The organism is Demequina sp., assembly GCF_024642165.1.
Classification (GTDB): domain Bacteria; phylum Actinomycetota; class Actinomycetes; order Actinomycetales; family Demequinaceae; genus Demequina.
In genome coordinates this window covers 1-14,641 of record NZ_JAHEBP010000050.1, presented here as the reverse complement: position 1 = coordinate 14,641, position 14,641 = coordinate 1, and the positions used below count along the sequence as shown (strand labels likewise).

Annotated in this window: 14 protein-coding genes; 9 read left to right on the top strand and 5 right to left on the bottom strand. The window is 70.4% G+C overall.

The window, feature by feature from the left end; translation table 11 throughout:
• Positions 1-312 precede the first annotated feature (312 nt).
• Together Q0L54_RS06345 and Q0L54_RS06340 are read left to right on the top strand one after the other, a co-directional pair.
• Positions 313-582 carry a hypothetical protein gene (locus Q0L54_RS06345; protein ID WP_296666325.1) on the top strand — a complete coding sequence of 90 codons (270 nt, stop codon included), beginning with the start codon at positions 313-315 and terminating at the stop codon, positions 580-582.
• A 306-nt stretch (positions 583-888) separates the two neighbouring features.
• Positions 889-2,697: an alpha/beta-hydrolase family protein gene (locus tag Q0L54_RS06340; RefSeq protein ID WP_296666323.1), complete on the top strand. Its 1,809-nt coding sequence runs from the start codon at positions 889-891 to the stop codon at positions 2,695-2,697.
• 98 nt (positions 2,698-2,795) lie between these two features.
• On the opposite strand, the gene Q0L54_RS06335 is transcribed toward Q0L54_RS06340, so the two are convergent.
• On the bottom strand, positions 2,796-3,374 hold the full coding sequence (locus Q0L54_RS06335; RefSeq protein ID WP_296666322.1) for an NAD(P)-binding domain-containing protein: 579 nt from the start codon (positions 3,372-3,374) through the stop codon (positions 2,796-2,798).
• Positions 3,375-3,487: 113 nt separating this feature from the next.
• Here Q0L54_RS06335 and Q0L54_RS06330 point away from each other — a divergent pair, with 113 nt between their 5' ends.
• Complete coding sequence (locus Q0L54_RS06330) at positions 3,488-4,015, top strand: MarR family transcriptional regulator (RefSeq protein WP_296666320.1); 528 nt, start codon at positions 3,488-3,490, stop codon at positions 4,013-4,015.
• 246 nt (positions 4,016-4,261) lie between these two features.
• On the opposite strand, the gene Q0L54_RS06325 is transcribed toward Q0L54_RS06330, so the two are convergent.
• Together Q0L54_RS06325 and Q0L54_RS06320 are read right to left on the bottom strand one after the other, a co-directional pair.
• Entirely contained in the window at positions 4,262-4,405 is a 144-nt protein-coding gene (locus tag Q0L54_RS06325) for a hypothetical protein (protein WP_296666319.1), read from the bottom strand.
• A 10-nt stretch (positions 4,406-4,415) separates the two neighbouring features.
• Positions 4,416-5,873, bottom strand: a complete 1,458-nt coding sequence (locus Q0L54_RS06320; protein ID WP_296666317.1) for an FAD-dependent oxidoreductase — start codon at positions 5,871-5,873, stop codon at positions 4,416-4,418.
• Positions 5,874-6,063: 190 nt separating this feature from the next.
• Here Q0L54_RS06320 and Q0L54_RS06315 point away from each other — a divergent pair, with 190 nt between their 5' ends.
• Together Q0L54_RS06315 and Q0L54_RS06310 are read left to right on the top strand one after the other, a co-directional pair.
• Positions 6,064-6,657 carry a TetR/AcrR family transcriptional regulator gene (locus Q0L54_RS06315; RefSeq protein WP_296666316.1) on the top strand — a complete coding sequence of 198 codons (594 nt, stop codon included), beginning with the start codon at positions 6,064-6,066 and terminating at the stop codon, positions 6,655-6,657.
• An 18-nt stretch (positions 6,658-6,675) separates the two neighbouring features.
• The gene (locus Q0L54_RS06310; RefSeq protein ID WP_296666315.1) at positions 6,676-8,796 is read left to right on the top strand and encodes an alpha/beta fold hydrolase; all 2,121 of its coding nucleotides are present in this window, start codon (positions 6,676-6,678) and stop codon (positions 8,794-8,796) included.
• A gap of 89 nt (positions 8,797-8,885) precedes the next feature.
• Here the strand turns inward: Q0L54_RS06310 and Q0L54_RS06305 are convergent, their stop codons facing one another.
• The gene (locus Q0L54_RS06305; protein WP_296666314.1) at positions 8,886-9,272 is read right to left on the bottom strand and encodes a phage holin family protein; all 387 of its coding nucleotides are present in this window, start codon (positions 9,270-9,272) and stop codon (positions 8,886-8,888) included.
• A gap of 266 nt (positions 9,273-9,538) precedes the next feature.
• Between Q0L54_RS06305 and ybaL the strand changes: the two genes are divergently transcribed.
• Positions 9,539-11,188 carry a YbaL family putative K(+) efflux transporter gene (gene ybaL, locus Q0L54_RS06300; protein ID WP_296666313.1) on the top strand — a complete coding sequence of 550 codons (1,650 nt, stop codon included), beginning with the start codon at positions 9,539-9,541 and terminating at the stop codon, positions 11,186-11,188.
• On the opposite strand, the gene Q0L54_RS06295 is transcribed toward ybaL, so the two are convergent.
• Positions 11,185-11,598 carry a carboxymuconolactone decarboxylase family protein gene (locus Q0L54_RS06295; RefSeq protein WP_296666311.1) on the bottom strand — a complete coding sequence of 138 codons (414 nt, stop codon included), beginning with the start codon at positions 11,596-11,598 and terminating at the stop codon, positions 11,185-11,187. The two genes, ybaL and Q0L54_RS06295, sit on opposite strands and share 4 nt — an antisense overlap.
• Positions 11,599-11,845: 247 nt before the next feature.
• On the opposite strand from Q0L54_RS06295, the gene Q0L54_RS06290 reads away from it, so the two are divergent.
• The 3 genes from Q0L54_RS06290 to Q0L54_RS06280 form a co-directional block, all read left to right on the top strand.
• Positions 11,846-12,490: a sigma-70 family RNA polymerase sigma factor gene (locus Q0L54_RS06290; RefSeq protein ID WP_296666310.1), complete on the top strand. Its 645-nt coding sequence runs from the start codon at positions 11,846-11,848 to the stop codon at positions 12,488-12,490.
• Between the two features lie 2 nt (positions 12,491-12,492).
• Positions 12,493-13,332 carry an anti-sigma factor gene (locus Q0L54_RS06285; protein ID WP_296666309.1) on the top strand — a complete coding sequence of 280 codons (840 nt, stop codon included), beginning with the start codon at positions 12,493-12,495 and terminating at the stop codon, positions 13,330-13,332.
• A 65-nt stretch (positions 13,333-13,397) separates the two neighbouring features.
• A partial coding sequence (locus Q0L54_RS06280; protein ID WP_296666308.1) for a class I tRNA ligase family protein occupies positions 13,398-14,641 on the top strand: 1,244 nt, incomplete at its 3' end.

Genomic DNA, 14,641 nt, shown 5'->3' with positions numbered 1-14,641 from the left:
GGGCCGCGGACGCGGCGGCGCGCACTGCATGACGCAGCCGCTGCTGCGCGACGCGTAGGGGCTCACCCGCGCCCCGGCGCTCGCCCGCCTCCTCGGCGCCACTGCCGCGGCGCCACTGCCTCGGCGCCACTGCGGCGCGCCCGCGCGGCCGGCGCGTGAGCGCATCGTCCCGCCCCCGCATCGTCCCGCGACGGCCGAAATCTCCTGTTGACAGATCTCCGCGCATCACGCAAACTGTGGTTGTTCGGTCGACCGACCGAATAGCGAGAAGGGGAGATTCCCCCTCCGCGGAACAGACCAGGAGCCCCCGAAATGTACGACCAGATTCAGGCCGAGACCCCCTCCTTCACCCCCGCGAGCGACTGGGCCACCGCCCTCGCGGTCGTCAGCCTTCGCCGCGGTCGTCGCACGGATGCCGAGCGCGACGGAGCCCGCCCTGTCGCCGTCGAGAGCCACTCCCCCCAGCACGGCCTGGTCGAGCACCTCATCGAATCGGGACGCCTGACCGCCGACGAGGCCGCGCGCGCCTTCGCCGTACTGCGCCACCCGGGCGCCCGCTCCGACTACCTTCTGGCAGCCTGACCTGCTCGCGCGCGGGCGACTGCTGCCGCCCGGAACCCCCTCACCGTCCCGGGATGCGCAGCGAGATCGCACCCGGAAAGGGGTGGCGCTCGAAGAATGAGGTGCGGACACGCCATTGTGTCCGCACCTCTTCGACGCTATCGCGGTCCGCCCGGCCTGGGACGACGGGTTATTGAATAGTTATGAAGGAGAGCGCTCTCCGCTTCGTGGGCGCGCTCTCAGCCGCCCCGCGGCAACTCCCGGCACCCTCCTTGGACCGCGCCCCTCGCTCCGCTAAGGTCCTCGTAACGGGAGAGGGCGTGCCGCATGCATGAGTCCGTCGCAGACAAGGCCGAGGCCGCCGAACGGCGCAACCAGGAGCACGCATCGCAGCCGCGGTCGCACCGCGTCGCCGGCACCCGCAAGGTGCGCCGCGAGGCGCGACCCGGCTACCGATTGCCGCCGCGGATCTTCGAACCGACGTTCTCCGGCGTCGGGCTCGTGCTGGGCGGCTTCATCATGTCGGTGTCGCTGCTCCCGTCGCTGCTACCCCGCATTCCCATGGTGCAGGGCCTCGGCTCGGGCGTCTCGTTCATGGTGGGCTACGGGGTGGGCGCGGCGGGTCACGCGGTCTGGAACTACCTCGAGGTCCCCAACCTGCGCGGCCGCGCCAAGACCATCGTGGTGTGGTCGCTCTTCGCTATCATCGCCCTCAACGTGGCCAGCGGCATCTGGGGCTGGGTGGGCTGGCAGAACGAGATCCGGCAGCAGTTCGGGATGCCGGATCTCAGCCCCACCGCGTGGCCCATCGTGATCGGCGTCGGCGTCATCACCGCGGCGCTGGTGCTGGTGGTCGGACGTTCGCTGCGCACGCTGTTCCGCTGGTCGGGCGACCTCCTGGACCGGTGGTTGCCGCGCCGGCTCGCGATCACGCTCTCGTCCGCGGCGCTCCTCATCCTGATATGGCTGCTGCTGTCCGGCCTCTTGGTGCAGGGCTTCTTCGCGGCCTCTAACGCGCTGTTCTCGGTGCGCGATGGCGGCGAGAAGGCGGGCACCCAGACCGTCGAGTCCCCGCTGCGCTCCGGCAGCCCCGACTCGGTGGTCCAGTGGGAACAGATGGGTCGCCAGGGGCGCAACTTCGTGTCCACCGCGCCCACGGTCGAGGAGCTCGACGCCTACAACGGCGGCGGTGCGCTCGAGCCCATCCGCGTGTACGTGGGCCTCAAGTCCGCCGAGACGCTCGAGGAACGTGCACAGTTGCTGCTCGAGGAACTGGTGCGCACCAACGCGTTCGACCGCGAGATCCTGGTGATCGGAACCACCACTGGCACGGGATTCCTGCAGCCCAACGGCGTCGACTCCCTGGAGTTCCTCTTCAACGGCGACACGGCGATCGCCGGCCTGCAGTACTCGTACCTGCCCAGCTGGATCTCGCTGCTCGCGGACCAGGCGGCGGTCAAGGAGACGTCCCAGGTGTCCTTCCGCACCATCTATGACTACTGGGCGGAGCTCCCGGCGGACTCCCGGCCGGAGCTGTACCTCTATGGCCTCTCGCTCGGCTCCTTCGGGGTCGAGTCGGTGCTGTCGAACATCGACATCCTCAACGAGCCCATCGACGGGGCGCTGCTGGCGGGTCCGCCGTTCGTCAACCCCCTGCATGACGAACTCACCCGCGCCCGCGACGAGGGTTCGCCCGCGTGGATGCCGGCGGTCAGCAATGGCCGCACCGTCCGCTTCACCGGCGAGGAGGACATCCTCGACCAGCCCACCGCGACGTGGGGCGACACCAAGGTGGTCTACTACCAGCACGGTTCCGACCCGGTGGTGTTCTTCAACCCCACCATCTTCATCCGTGAGCCCGAGTGGCTCACCGACGAGACGCGGGCACCCGACGTGTCCTCCGAGATGAGCTGGTTCCCGATCATCACCGGCTGGCAGACGATGCTCGACATGCCGGGCGCCGGCGCGGTGCCGTGGGGCTACGGGCACATGTACTCGGCGGCCGGCAACCTGCAGGCCTGGGTGGGCGTGACCGATCCCGAGGGCTGGACCGCCGCGGACACCGCGAAGCTTGCCGACCACCTCGAGAAGCGCCTCGCCGAGCAGGAGTCGGTGCTGGAGCAACTGGGCAATTGATCCGGACGGATCTGGCGGGTCCCGCCGTGTCCGTCCGGACATGACGGCGCCCCGCGGGCGACCGGTTGGCCGCCGCGCGGGGCGCGCGTGGTGCAGGATCAGCGAACGACGCCGAAGCCGCCCGCCCAGCCGAACTTCTCCGACACCGCGAGCGTGAGCTGCGCGAAGCCGATCGCCTCGAGCTCGTGGGCGCGCACCAGGGAGCCCGCGTCGATGGCCTCGAGCCCGCCCGCCTCGACCGCCGCGGAGAGGGCCGCCTTCGCGGTCGCCGAGTCGCCCGCGATCAGGACCGTGGTGGTGAGCTCGCCCACTCGCTTCGAGGCGAGGGTCGCGGCGAAGTTGGTGTTGAACGCCTTGAGCACGGTCGCGCCAGGGATGCGCGCCTGGATCTCGGCGGCGGCCGACGAGCCGGCCGGGACCACGAGCGAATCGAACGTCTCGAAGTTGAGCGGGTTCGTGATGTCGACCACGACCTTGCCGTCGAAGGCGGCGCCGTAGGCGGCGAGGATCGACTCGACGGCCGGGAACGGCACCGCGAGCACCACCACGTCGCCGGTCAGCGGCTCGACGCCCACCTGGTCCTTCGCGACGTAGGTGACGGAGCTGCCGCCCTCGGCGAGCACGCCGCCGATCGCGTTGGCCATGGTGCCGGTGCCGATGATGGTGAAGGTGGTCATGTGAGTTCCCTTTCAAAGGATGGGGGCCGGGTCGCGGCGCCATTAGTTGTACCTACAACCATGGACTGTAGCGCCTCTTGGTTGTAGATGCAACTTTCCGGTAGGATGGGTGCATGACCAGCACCGAGACCGCCCTGCGACAGCCCGAACGCGTCGCCGTTGCGCGCCTGCACGCGATGCTCGAGCTGCTGCCCACCGCGCTCGACAAGCAGCTCGCCGGCGAGTCGCTCACCGCGTTCGAGTTCACGCTGCTCGAGGCGCTGTGGGAGGCGGACGGGCGCCGGCTGCGACTCAGCGCGCTCGCCTCGCGCACCAACGCCACGCTCCCCCGGCTCTCCCGCGTGGTGACCGGCCTCGAGCGCAAGGGTCTGGTCGAGCGCACGGCGTGCCCCGAGGACGGCAGGGCGTTCAACGCGACGCTCACGGACGCGGGGATGGAGGCATTCCTGGCGACGCGGCCCGTGCACGCGGACGCGGTGCGCGCGATGATCCTCGACGGGCTCACCGACGAGGAGATCGACTCCCTCGCGGCGTTGACCCTCAAGATCCTGGCCCGGCTCGACCCGGATCGCCGTCTCACCATCACGGCATGCCTGGCGGACCCTGTCGACGCCTCCTGCCCCGCAGACCCTGCGCCCTAGCCAGGGCCGGCGACACTCAGACGCACCGCTGACCGTCTGACGGCCCGAAACCGACACTCAGACACACGGTTGATCGCGGCCGCTCCGCGCCCTCAACAACGGTGCGGAATTGTGTCGTTTCTGGGCGCGATTTCCCTCAGCGGTGCGCCTGAGTGTCGCTCACCTCCCGGCACCCACCGCGAGCGCGCAGAAACGCGGGGCGGGACCAGCCGTCCCCGCCCCGCGCCGCCCCCCAGCGAGGGGAGGTCAGTGATGCCTGCGGGCCAGCCGCCACATGGTCCAGGACGTCCCGACGAACCGGAAGAACTGCACGACGACGTTGCGGCGCCTGCGCAGTTCGCCCGAGGTCGGAAGCGGCGCGTTCGAGATCCGCGCGTTGGTGGTGTCCATGGCGCGCCTCCTATTCCGGGATCCAGGTCCAGCCCGGACGGGCCTTCGCCTTGTAGATGAACAGCGTGTGGAGCATTCGCTTGACCCAGTGGCCGGACAGGCCCACCTGGCCGAACGTCTCCTTGAGGTTGCGCCCCGTCTCCGGGTACTTCTCCCAGTCCGGCACCACGGGACTCATGGTCATGGCCGCAGCCGTGCCGGTGCGCATCCCGTGACCAGCCGACGCGACGCACGCCGCAGCCATCTCCGCCATCGAGGCCGAGTGCGTGGGCGCGGGCGCTCCCGTCAGGATCATGTCCGCGATCGACATCGCGACCACCTTGCCCATGGTCCCGGACGGCATGCCGGTCCGCGGCGGCGACGGCGCCACCGCCACCCCGTCGGGCGTGGCGCGCGGCTGCGAGATCTGGTGCGGCGGCGCGAACGCGATGCCCACCGCGAACACGTTGTTGTACGTCGGGTTCTGGTAGGTCCGCGGCCAGTCCTTTGCCGACCATTCCGGGTACTTCTTGGGCGTGTAGTCGGCGTCGACCTTGAGGAAGCCACTCGGCGCGAAGATCGTCGAGGTGATATCCGTTCCGTCCTTCGAGTACGCCTTCCAGTCCGCACCCTTGAAGGGCGGCAGCAGCATCGCGAAGTCGAACTCGAGGTCGTTGTGCGAGCCGTCGAGCTGGTCGTAGTGGATCACGCCCTTGTCGACGGAGGTCACCGCCGCGCCCGTGATCGCCTTGACGCCCCGCTCGCGGAACAGGGACTCGGTCCACAGCTGGGATGTGGTGCGGTAGCCGTTCTGCTCGAACTGCATGCCTCCGACGCCGAAGTCACCGAGCTCGTTCTCGTTGGTGAGGTAGACGATCTCCGCATTGTCGCGCACCCCCGCCTCACGCAGCTCATGCTCGACATTGAACGTGTACTCGAACGCCGCGCCCTCGCAGGTGCACGTCCCGTGGCCCACCCCGATCACCACGCGCTGCTTCTTGGTGCGCAGCACCTCGGTGAGGGCGGCGAGCCGGGACGATGCCTCGGTCGCGTGATCCGGCGTGCACACCGAGAGCGTGTGGCCGCCGTCGGGGCCCAGTCCGGGGGTGGCGCCGAAGTTCAGCTTGGGGCCGGTCGCGTTGATGACGTAGTCGTAGCGCAGCTTCTCCGTCTCCCCGTCGCGCGCGAGGGTGGTGTGCTCGATCTCGACGGCGGGCCGCGCATCGTCCTCATCGCCCTCGGGCCACAGCGCGAAGGCCTTGGCCTGGATGAACGTCACGCCCTTCTTGGCGTAGATCGGGGCGAGGTCGAAGACCACGTCCTCGTGGCTCATCTTGCCCACGCCCACCCAGATGTTGGACGGGATCCAGTTGTAGGTGGGCTTGGGATTGACCACCACCACCTCGTGCTCCCGCGGCAACTTCTTGCGCAGATAGAGGGCTGCGGTGTGCCCGGACACTCCCGCTCCCAGGACGACCACTCGGGCCATTCGGATCACCTTCCTCGCTGATCACGCGGGCCGTCGACGTCGACGCCCGTTCCTCCCACAAACATACCCCCCTGGGTATATCGCGCCAGTGACGAAGGTCCCAGCTGTTGACGCGACACGAGGGGTGGAGTACGGTCGAGGCATGTTCGGTCGGTCGACCGAACCCGAGCGCGGAGGCCAGACACCCACCATGCCCACCACCACCGAACCGAGCACCCAGCGGCGCATCCTCGAGGCCAGCCGCGAGCTGGTGGTCACTCACGGCTACGCGACGCTCTCGACGCGCAAGGTGGCTGAGCTCGCGGGCGTTCCCCTGTCCCAGATCCACTACCACTTCGGCTCGAAGGGGCAGCTGGTGCTCGCCACCCTGGACGCCGAGAACCGCCGGCTCGTGGACCGCCAGGCAGCCATGTATGCGAGCGACGAGCCGTTCTCGCGCCAGTGGGCCGTCGCCTGCGACTACCTCGAGGCCGACCTCGCCAGCGGCTACGTCCGCATCCTCCAGGAGATGATCGCCGCCGGATACTCGGACTTCGCGATCCGGTCCCGGGTGCGGGACATGATCACCGCCTGGACGGACGTCATCGGCGAGGCGCTCCGCCATCACTACCGCCGCGGGCTGACGCTCGGCACGCTCACCGTGGAGCAGGCCACCGCCCTGGTCGCCGCGATCTTCATGGGTGCGGAGGTGCTGCTCCTCACCGAGCAGGACTCCCCCGAGGTGCCCCTCATCTCCGCCGTCCGCGCCGTGGGCGACCTCATCGAGGCCGCGGAATCCACCTGAGCCGCAGGAGTCCCCACCATGCGAGCAGTGCTGCCCACCCACGAAGGCGACGTCGAGCGCGACGGCGCCACCCTCCACTACGAGGTCTACGAGCGGGACGCCCCCACCATCTTGCTGGTCCCCACGTGGGAGATCGTCCACTCCCGCCACTGGAAGATGCAGATCCCGTTTCTGTCGCGGCACTACAGGGTGGTCACCTACGACGCCGCGGGCACGGGCCGCAGCTCGCGCCCCACCGACGCCGCGCGGTTCACCCAGTCGCACCGCATGGACGATGCCCTGGCGGTGCTGGATGCGACCGGTACCGACCGCGCACTGGCCGTGGGGTTCTCGATGGGCGCGGAGCTCGTCATGACGCTCCAGGCGTACGCACCCGACCTCATCGTCGGAACCGTCGCCATTGCCGCCTCCCATCCCTGGCGGATCGAGCCGCGCGAGCGCGTGAGCGGCGGCGCTCCGTACGACCCGGCCACCAACCCCACGCCCGAAGGCTGGGCCAAGTTCGACTTCGACTACTGGCAACGGGATTGGCGCGACTTCCTCGAGTTCTTCATGGCCCAGGTGGCCTCCGATCCGCACTCGACGAAGGGCGTCGAGGACCTGGTCGAATGGGGTCTGGACCAGCATCCTTCGGCGGTCGCCGCCGCGGTGGGGGACGGCCACATGGACAAGGACGGTGACCAGTGGCGCGCGCTACTGGCCGCGTCGACCATCCCCTGCCTGCTGATCCACGGCACCGGCGACCGGATCACCGACTACCGGAGCTCGGAGCTCGCGCACGCGGCGATGCCCGCGTCCGAACTGCACCTGCACCCGGACGTGAGCCACGCCCCGCAGTCGCGTTACCCCGTGCGCACCAACCACGAGATCAAGGCGTTCGCGGATCGGGTGTTCGGGATCGCCCCGCTCGACGTCGCCGTGCACGTCGCGCCCGCGGCGAGCCCCAGGGTGCTCTACCTGTCCTCCCCCATCGGTCTGGGCCACGCTCGCCGCGACCTCGCCATCGCGCAGGAGCTGCGCGCCCTCCACCCCGACGCGACCATCGACTGGCTCGCCCAGGACCCGGTCACCCGCGTCCTGGCGGCGTCCGGCGAGAGGCTCCACCCCGCATCGTCTGCCCTGGCGCACGAGTCTGCGCACATCGAGTCCGAATCCGGCGAGCACAACCTCGCCGTTTTCCAGACACTGCGCACCATGGACGAGATCCTCGCCCACAACTTCCACGTCTTCGACGAGGTGGTGGCCGGCGAGCGCTACGACCTGGTGATCGCCGACGAGTCCTGGGACGTCGACTACCACCTCTTCGAGAACCCCGGGCTCAAGAAGGCCGCACTCGCGTGGATGACGGACTTCGTGGGGTATCTGCCGATGCCGTCACGGGGGGCGCGCGAGGCCGCCGTCACGGCCGACTACAACGCCGAGATGATCGAGCACGTCGCCCGCCACCCGTCGATGCGCGACGCGGCGGTGTTCGTGGGGTCGCCGGACGACATCGTCGACGGCACCTTCGGCCCGGGCCTTCCGGGCATCCGGGAGTGGACCGAGGGCAACTACGACTTCTCCGGCTACATCACCGGCTTCGACCCGCGCGCGTTGGGCACCAAGGAGGAGCTGCGGGCGGACCTGGGCTACCGCGAGGACGAGCGCGTCTGCATCGTCGCGGTGGGCGGCTCGGGCGTGGGCGGGGCACTGATCCGCCGGGTGGTCGCGGGCGCCGATGCGGCTCGCCGGGCCGTGCCCGGCCTGAGGATGATCGTGGTCACCGGGCCGCGCCTGGACCCCGAGTCGATGCCGCAGGCGCCGGGCGTCGAGTACCGCGCCTACGTGCCGGACCTGCACCGCCACCTGGCCGCGTGCGACCTCGCGATCGTGCAGGGCGGACTCACGACCACCATGGAGCTGACGGCCGCCAAGGTGCCCTTCATCTACGTGCCGCTGCGCGAGCACTTCGAGCAGAACTTCCACGTGCGCGCGCGGCTGGACCGCTACCGTGCCGGGCGCTGCATGGAGTTCGACGAGCTCACGCCCGACGCTTTGGCCGAGGCGATCTCCCAGGAGGTCGGCCGCGATGTCGACTTCCGGGATGTCGAGACGGACGGCGCCGCGAACGCGGCGCGCCGGCTGGCGGCGCTGCTGTAGCGGTCGCGATCAACGGTGCGGTCGATCAACGGTGCGGCTGAGTGTCGCTTTCGGGCGGCCAACAGCCCAACCGTGCGTCTGAGTGTCGCTCAGCCCTTGCGCTTCTCGATCTGGTTGCGCAGGAAGATGAGCGGCAGCAGCCACGTCGCCAGCGCGGTGATGAGCCACACCAGCACCACCGACGCGATCCAGGCGGTGGCGCCGTCGATCGTGAGGTCAGAGGTGATGATCGACGTGATGAGCAGCGAGACGAACGTCGACACCAGGCCCACGCCGCCGGTAAAGGCGCTCGCGTACTTGGTGGTCATCTTGAAGATGAACGGCGACAGCAGGCTCTGCAGCACCGCGAAGATCACGGTCGCGATGAGCAGGCCCGTGAAATTGATCTCGAAGCCGTCGACGATCAGGGACGTGACCCACAGGCCGAGGGCCGCGGAGCCGAGGAAGATCAGCGCATTGATCAGGAATCTCACCATGATCGACACATTACCGCGCGAAACGCCCGCGGGCACCACAAACCAGGCATGACGCAAGAAGACGACGAGGGCGCCTCCCGGGAGAGGCGCCCTCGTGAATTGTCGACCTGACCGCCCTCCGGCTACCAGGGACTCATGGCCGGCGTAGGTTCTAGGACTTAGTACCCGGAACACTGGCCCAGCGCCGTGCATTCCCCCTGGCGCCCGACGCCAGACGTTCGCACCACCGACACATCCCGGCAAACTCGCTCGGGTAGCGTCGCGGCATGCTGCATCACGCCCCCCTCATCATGACCATCGCGGTGGGCCTGGTGGCGGCGTTCATCCTGGGCTTCCTCGCCCAGAAGCTGCGGCTGTCCCCCATCGTCGGATACGTCGCGGCCGGCCTGCTCATCGGCCCCTACACACCGGGCTACGTGGGCGACGTGGACCTGGCGCAGCAGCTGAGCGAGATCGGCGTGATCCTGCTGATGTTCGGCGTGGGGCTGCACTTCTCGTTCCGCGAGCTCCTCGCCGTGCGCAAGATCGCGCTGCCCGGAGCGCTGGCGCAGATGACGCTCGCGACCGTGCTGGGCACCGGCCTGGGCTACCTCCTCGGCTGGGGCACGGCCGGGTCGCTGCTGTTCGGACTCGCGCTGTCCGTGGCGTCCACGGTGGTGATGCTGCGTGCGCTCGAGGAGCGCCAGCTTCTCGACACCCGGGCGGGTCACATCGCCATCGGCTGGCTCGTCGTGGAGGACCTCGCCATGGTCATCGCGCTGGTGGTGGTGCCGGTGCTCGCGGGCGGCGACGCGACGCCCGGCGAGCTCGCCGGCGAGCTGGCGATCACCCTGTTGCGGGTGGGCGCGTTCGTGGCGCTCATGCTGGTGGTGGGCCGCCGCGTGATCCCATGGGCGCTCGCCCGCGTCGCCGACACCGGCTCGCGCGAGCTCTTCACCCTCGGCGTCCTCGCGATCGGCCTGGGCGTGGCGGTGGGCGCCGCGTGGCTCTTCGAGGTCTCGTTCGCGCTCGGCGCGTTCTTCGCCGGCATGATCCTGCGCGAGTCCGACCTGTCCCACCGCGCCGCCGAGGACTCGCTACCCCTGCGCGACGCCTTCGCCGTGCTGTTCTTCGTCGCCGTGGGCATGCTGGTGGACCCCGGCATCGTCCTGCGGCAGCCCGTCGCGCTCCTGGCGACCGTCGCGATCATCGTGGGCGGCAAGTTCCTGGTCGCGTTCGGGCTGGTGCGCGCGATGCGCTACTCGCGATCGATGGCACTGGTGGTCGCGGCATCCCTGGCGCAGATCGGCGAGTTCTCCTTCATCCTGGTCACGCTCGGGGCGGAGCTGGAGGTGCTCCATCAGGACGCGCAGGACCTGGTGCTGGCCGGCGCGATCATCTCGATCATCCTCAACCCGCTGCTGTTCGCCTGGGTGTCGCGCATCTACGCGCGCAAGAACCCCGGCGAGGTGGACGATGCGCCCGTCACGTCGACCGTGACCGGCCACGTGATCGTGGTGGGGTATGGCCGCGTCGGAGCCCGCATCGCCGAGGGCCTGTGGGGGCGCGGCATGCCCGTGGTGGTGATCGACGACGACGAGACCCGAGTGACCGCCATCCGCGAGGACGGGCACGAGGCGATCCTGGGCAACGCGGCACGCGCCAAGGTGCTGCGGGCGGCGGGGATCGAGGCGGCGCGGGCCGTGCTGGTGGGCGTGCCCGATCCCCTCAACGCCGGCGCGGTGGTGGCGAAGGCCCGGGCGCTGGCGCCGGAGGTGGACATCGTGGCGCGCGGCCACCGCGACACGGACGTCGCCTACCTCGAGGAGCAGGGGGCGTCGCGGGTGATCGTGGGTGTCTACGAGGTGGCGGACCTCATGGTCGCGCGCGCGGGCGAGGCCGGGAGCGCCGAGCCTGACGCGCCGAAACCTGCCTAGTCCGTCCCCCGCGTCACGCGGTTCCACGCGTTGGTGAGGGCCACGGTCTCCACGATCGCCCCCAGCTGGTTGGCGTTGAACCAGGACCCCGCATCGTCCCTGGCCTCGGACTCGAGCGAACGGGGCGGATCGGTCAGCACCTCGGCGAGGCGCAGCGCGGCACCCTCGCCCTCGGACACGAGCCCGTCGCGCACCTGACGCGCCGGACGGGCCAGCGCGCTGATGAGGTCCGGACGTGCCCCGGCCCGCGCGAGCGCCTCGGAATGGAGCCGGATCGAGTAGTGGCAGCCGTTGAGGTGCGAGACGCGCAGACGGATCATGTCGCGCAGGCGCGGCTCAAGCACGTCTCCCGCCCGGGAGTCCAACTCTTCCAGCGCCTTGAGAAAGCCGGCGCCCACCCTCGCCTCCATGTCGCAGAGGCTACCGGCGAAGTTCGCAAACTCCTCCAATCCGCGCCGGGCGGCCGCGCGAACCCTTGATGTCCACACATGAGGACCGGGGCCGGGACCGCGCTGGGGGCGGGCCGGGCCCCGCACCGCCGCATCGTCGCCCCGGCCGTCGGAAGGGGGGAACCATGGGCGAGCACCGCGTTCGGGACCGCCCTGCCGCGGCGCGGCTGCCGGCGCGAACCCCGCGTCGTGTTTGGATGGTGCGGTCGTGAGCCCCGTCGCGACGCTGCGGAGGGAGTCCGTCGTGGATCCGAACCGCCACCTGCGGTCCGTTCCCGCCGAGCCGGCGCATGCGTCGGCCCAGCGTCTCGAGGACCTGCTCCTGCAGGCGGGTCGCGGCTCGGCACCGGCGTTCGAGGCTCTCTACACGACGATGCTGGGGCAGGTGTACCGGGTGGCGCTGCGGATAGTGCGGGACCCGTCGATGGCGGAGGACGTGGCCCAGGAGGCGATGGTCGAGGCGTGGCGCAAGGCGGCGCAGTTCGATCCGGCCCGCGGGACGGCGAAGGCGTGGATCCTGACCATCGCCCACCGCCGCGCCGTGGATCGCGTCCGGCGCGAGCAACGCCAGCGCGAGCAGATGGAGGCCGAGGCCGCCGTGGCGGAACGGGACGAGACCCCCGCACCGCAGGAGGCCGTAGTGGAGGACGATTACCGGGCGTTCCAGTCGCGGCGCGTCCGCGGGGCCCTGGAGTCGCTCACGGACAAGCAGCGCGAGGCTCTCGAGCTCGCGTACTACGGTGGCCGCACGCACACGGAGGTGGCCCACGATCTGGGGGTGCCGTTGGGCACCGCCAAGACCCGCATCAGGGATGCATTGACGAAGCTGCGCGACAGCCTGGAGGAGGTGTGACCATGGATGAGATCCACGAACTGGTGGGCGCCTACGCGCTGGGATCGCTGAGCCCCGACGAGGCCGCCGCGTTCGAGGCCCACCTCGACGAGTGCGCCGCGTGCCGCGACGAGCTCGCGAGCTTCAGCGTGGTGCTGGAGGCACTGGCGGAGGACGATGCGGATCTCGCCTCCGCGTCCGGGCCGGAGGCTCCGGCCGGGTTGGCTTCTCGCATCGCCGCCGAGTTGGCGGTGACCGCGCAGGACGGCGTTCCGGAGCCGGAGGCGGCCCCGGAGGAGGCCCCCGAGGAAGCCCCCGCGGAGCTCGCCGCCCCGCCCACCGCGCCCGCCGCCGTGCCACAGGTCGCGGACCTCGCCCGGCACCGGCGCACCCGCCGTCCCGTCGCGGCGATGCTCGCCGCCGCGGCGGCCGTCGCAGCTGTGTTCGCCGTCGGATTCGGCTTCCTGCTCAACCGCGGCGACGTCATCGACGTCGCCTCCGACTTCGACCGCATCCGGCTCGCCGCGGACCGCGAGGACCTGCCGCTCGACATCGGCGACGCGACCGTGTGGGTCTCCCGCGCGGTGGGCGGGCAGACCGAGGACGGCGTGGCCGTCGACGGGACGATGCCGGCGCTGGGCGAGGATCAGACCTACCAGATCTGGGTGGTGCCCGCCGACGGCTCGGCACCCGTGCCGGGGCCCGTGCTGCGGCCCACGCCGGACGGCGGCTACGAGTCCGCCTGGATCACGGATCTGGACCAGGCGGCGGCGATCGCCGTCTCGGTGGAGCCGTGGGACTCGTCCGCGCCGGACGTCGGCTCGACCACCCCTACCGAGGTGGTGGCGGCCGTCGAACTCTAGGTGGCCGCCGCATCGTCCCGTCCGGGGCAGACGCGGGCAACTCGAAGTGCCCGCCGTCTGAAAGAATGGCGGGCATGACTTCGCGCATCCCCGACAAGGCCACCGTCGACGGACTCGAGGACCGCTGGAACGAGGCCTGGGAGGCCTCCGGGACGTACCGATTCGACGAGTCGGCGACGCGTGAGCAGGTCTACTCGATCGACACGCCGCCGCCCACCGTCTCGGGTTCGCTGCACGTGGGTCACGTGTTCTCCTACACCCACACGGACGTGGTGGCGCGCTTCCAGCGCATGCGCGGGCGCGAGGTGTTCTACCCGATGGGGTGGGACGACAACGGGCTGCCCACGGAGCGCCGCGTGCAGAATTACTACGGCGTGCGCTGCGACCCGACTCTCGGCTACGTCGACGGGTTCGAGCCCCCGTACGTGGGCGGCGAGGGCCAGTCGATCAAGGCCGCGGACCAGGTCCCGATCTCGCGCCGCAACTTCGTCGAGCTGTGCGAGCGGCTCACTGCCGAGGACGAGAAGCAGTTCGAGGCGCTGTGGCGCCACCTGGGCCTGTCCGTGGACTGGTCGCGCACCTACCGGACCATCTCGCACTCCTCGCAGGCGGTGGCGCAGCAGGCGTTCCTGCGGGGGCTCGAGCGCGGCGAGTGCTACCAGGCCGAGGCGCCCACGCTGTGGGACGTGACGTTCCGCACCGCCGTGGCGCAGGCCGAGCTCGAGGACCGCGAGCGCCCCGGCGCCTACCACCGCCTCGCGTTCGAGCCCGCGGCGGACATGGAGGAGGCCACGGGCTCCTACGGGTCGGTCTACATCGAGACCACGCGCCCCGAGCTGCTGCCCGCGTGCGTCGCGCTGGTGGCACACCCGGACGACGAGCGGTACCAGCCGCTGTTCGGCACGCATGTGCGCACGCCGCTGTTCGGCGTCGAGGTGCCGGTGGTGGCGCACCGCCTCGCGTCGCCCGACAAGGGCTCCGGCATCGCGATGATCTGCACCTTCGGCGACGTCACGGACGTCACCTGGTGGAGAGAGCTCAAGCTGCCCACCCGGCCGATGATCGGCTGGGACGGCCGCGTGCTGGCCGACGCCCCGGCGGGGATCACCTCGGACGCCGGGGTGGCCGCGTACGCCGAGCTGGCCGGCAAGACGGTGTTCTCCGCCCAGCAGCGCATCGTCGAGATGCTCCAGGACGCCGGGCTCATGGAGGGCGAGGCCAAGCCCACGCAGCACCCCGTCAAGTTCTTCGAGAAGGGCGACAAGCCGCTCGAGATCGTCACCACGCGCCAGTGGTACATCCGCAACGG

Coding starts and splice junctions, on each gene's coding strand:
- Q0L54_RS06345 (WP_296666325.1), top strand. CDS start 313: ATGTACGACCAGATTCAGGCCGAGACCCCCTCCTTCACCCCCGCGAGC.
- Q0L54_RS06340 (WP_296666323.1), top strand. CDS start 889: ATGCATGAGTCCGTCGCAGACAAGGCCGAGGCCGCCGAACGGCGCAAC.
- Q0L54_RS06335 (WP_296666322.1), bottom strand. CDS start 3,374: ATGACCACCTTCACCATCATCGGCACCGGCACCATGGCCAACGCGATC.
- Q0L54_RS06330 (WP_296666320.1), top strand. CDS start 3,488: ATGACCAGCACCGAGACCGCCCTGCGACAGCCCGAACGCGTCGCCGTT.
- Q0L54_RS06325 (WP_296666319.1), bottom strand. CDS start 4,405: ATGGACACCACCAACGCGCGGATCTCGAACGCGCCGCTTCCGACCTCG.
- Q0L54_RS06320 (WP_296666317.1), bottom strand. CDS start 5,873: ATGGCCCGAGTGGTCGTCCTGGGAGCGGGAGTGTCCGGGCACACCGCA.
- Q0L54_RS06315 (WP_296666316.1), top strand. CDS start 6,064: ATGCCCACCACCACCGAACCGAGCACCCAGCGGCGCATCCTCGAGGCC.
- Q0L54_RS06310 (WP_296666315.1), top strand. CDS start 6,676: ATGCGAGCAGTGCTGCCCACCCACGAAGGCGACGTCGAGCGCGACGGC.
- Q0L54_RS06305 (WP_296666314.1), bottom strand. CDS start 9,272: ATGGTGAGATTCCTGATCAATGCGCTGATCTTCCTCGGCTCCGCGGCC.
- ybaL (WP_296666313.1), top strand. CDS start 9,539: ATGCTGCATCACGCCCCCCTCATCATGACCATCGCGGTGGGCCTGGTG.
- Q0L54_RS06295 (WP_296666311.1), bottom strand. CDS start 11,598: ATGGAGGCGAGGGTGGGCGCCGGCTTTCTCAAGGCGCTGGAAGAGTTG.
- Q0L54_RS06285 (WP_296666309.1), top strand. CDS start 12,493: ATGGATGAGATCCACGAACTGGTGGGCGCCTACGCGCTGGGATCGCTG.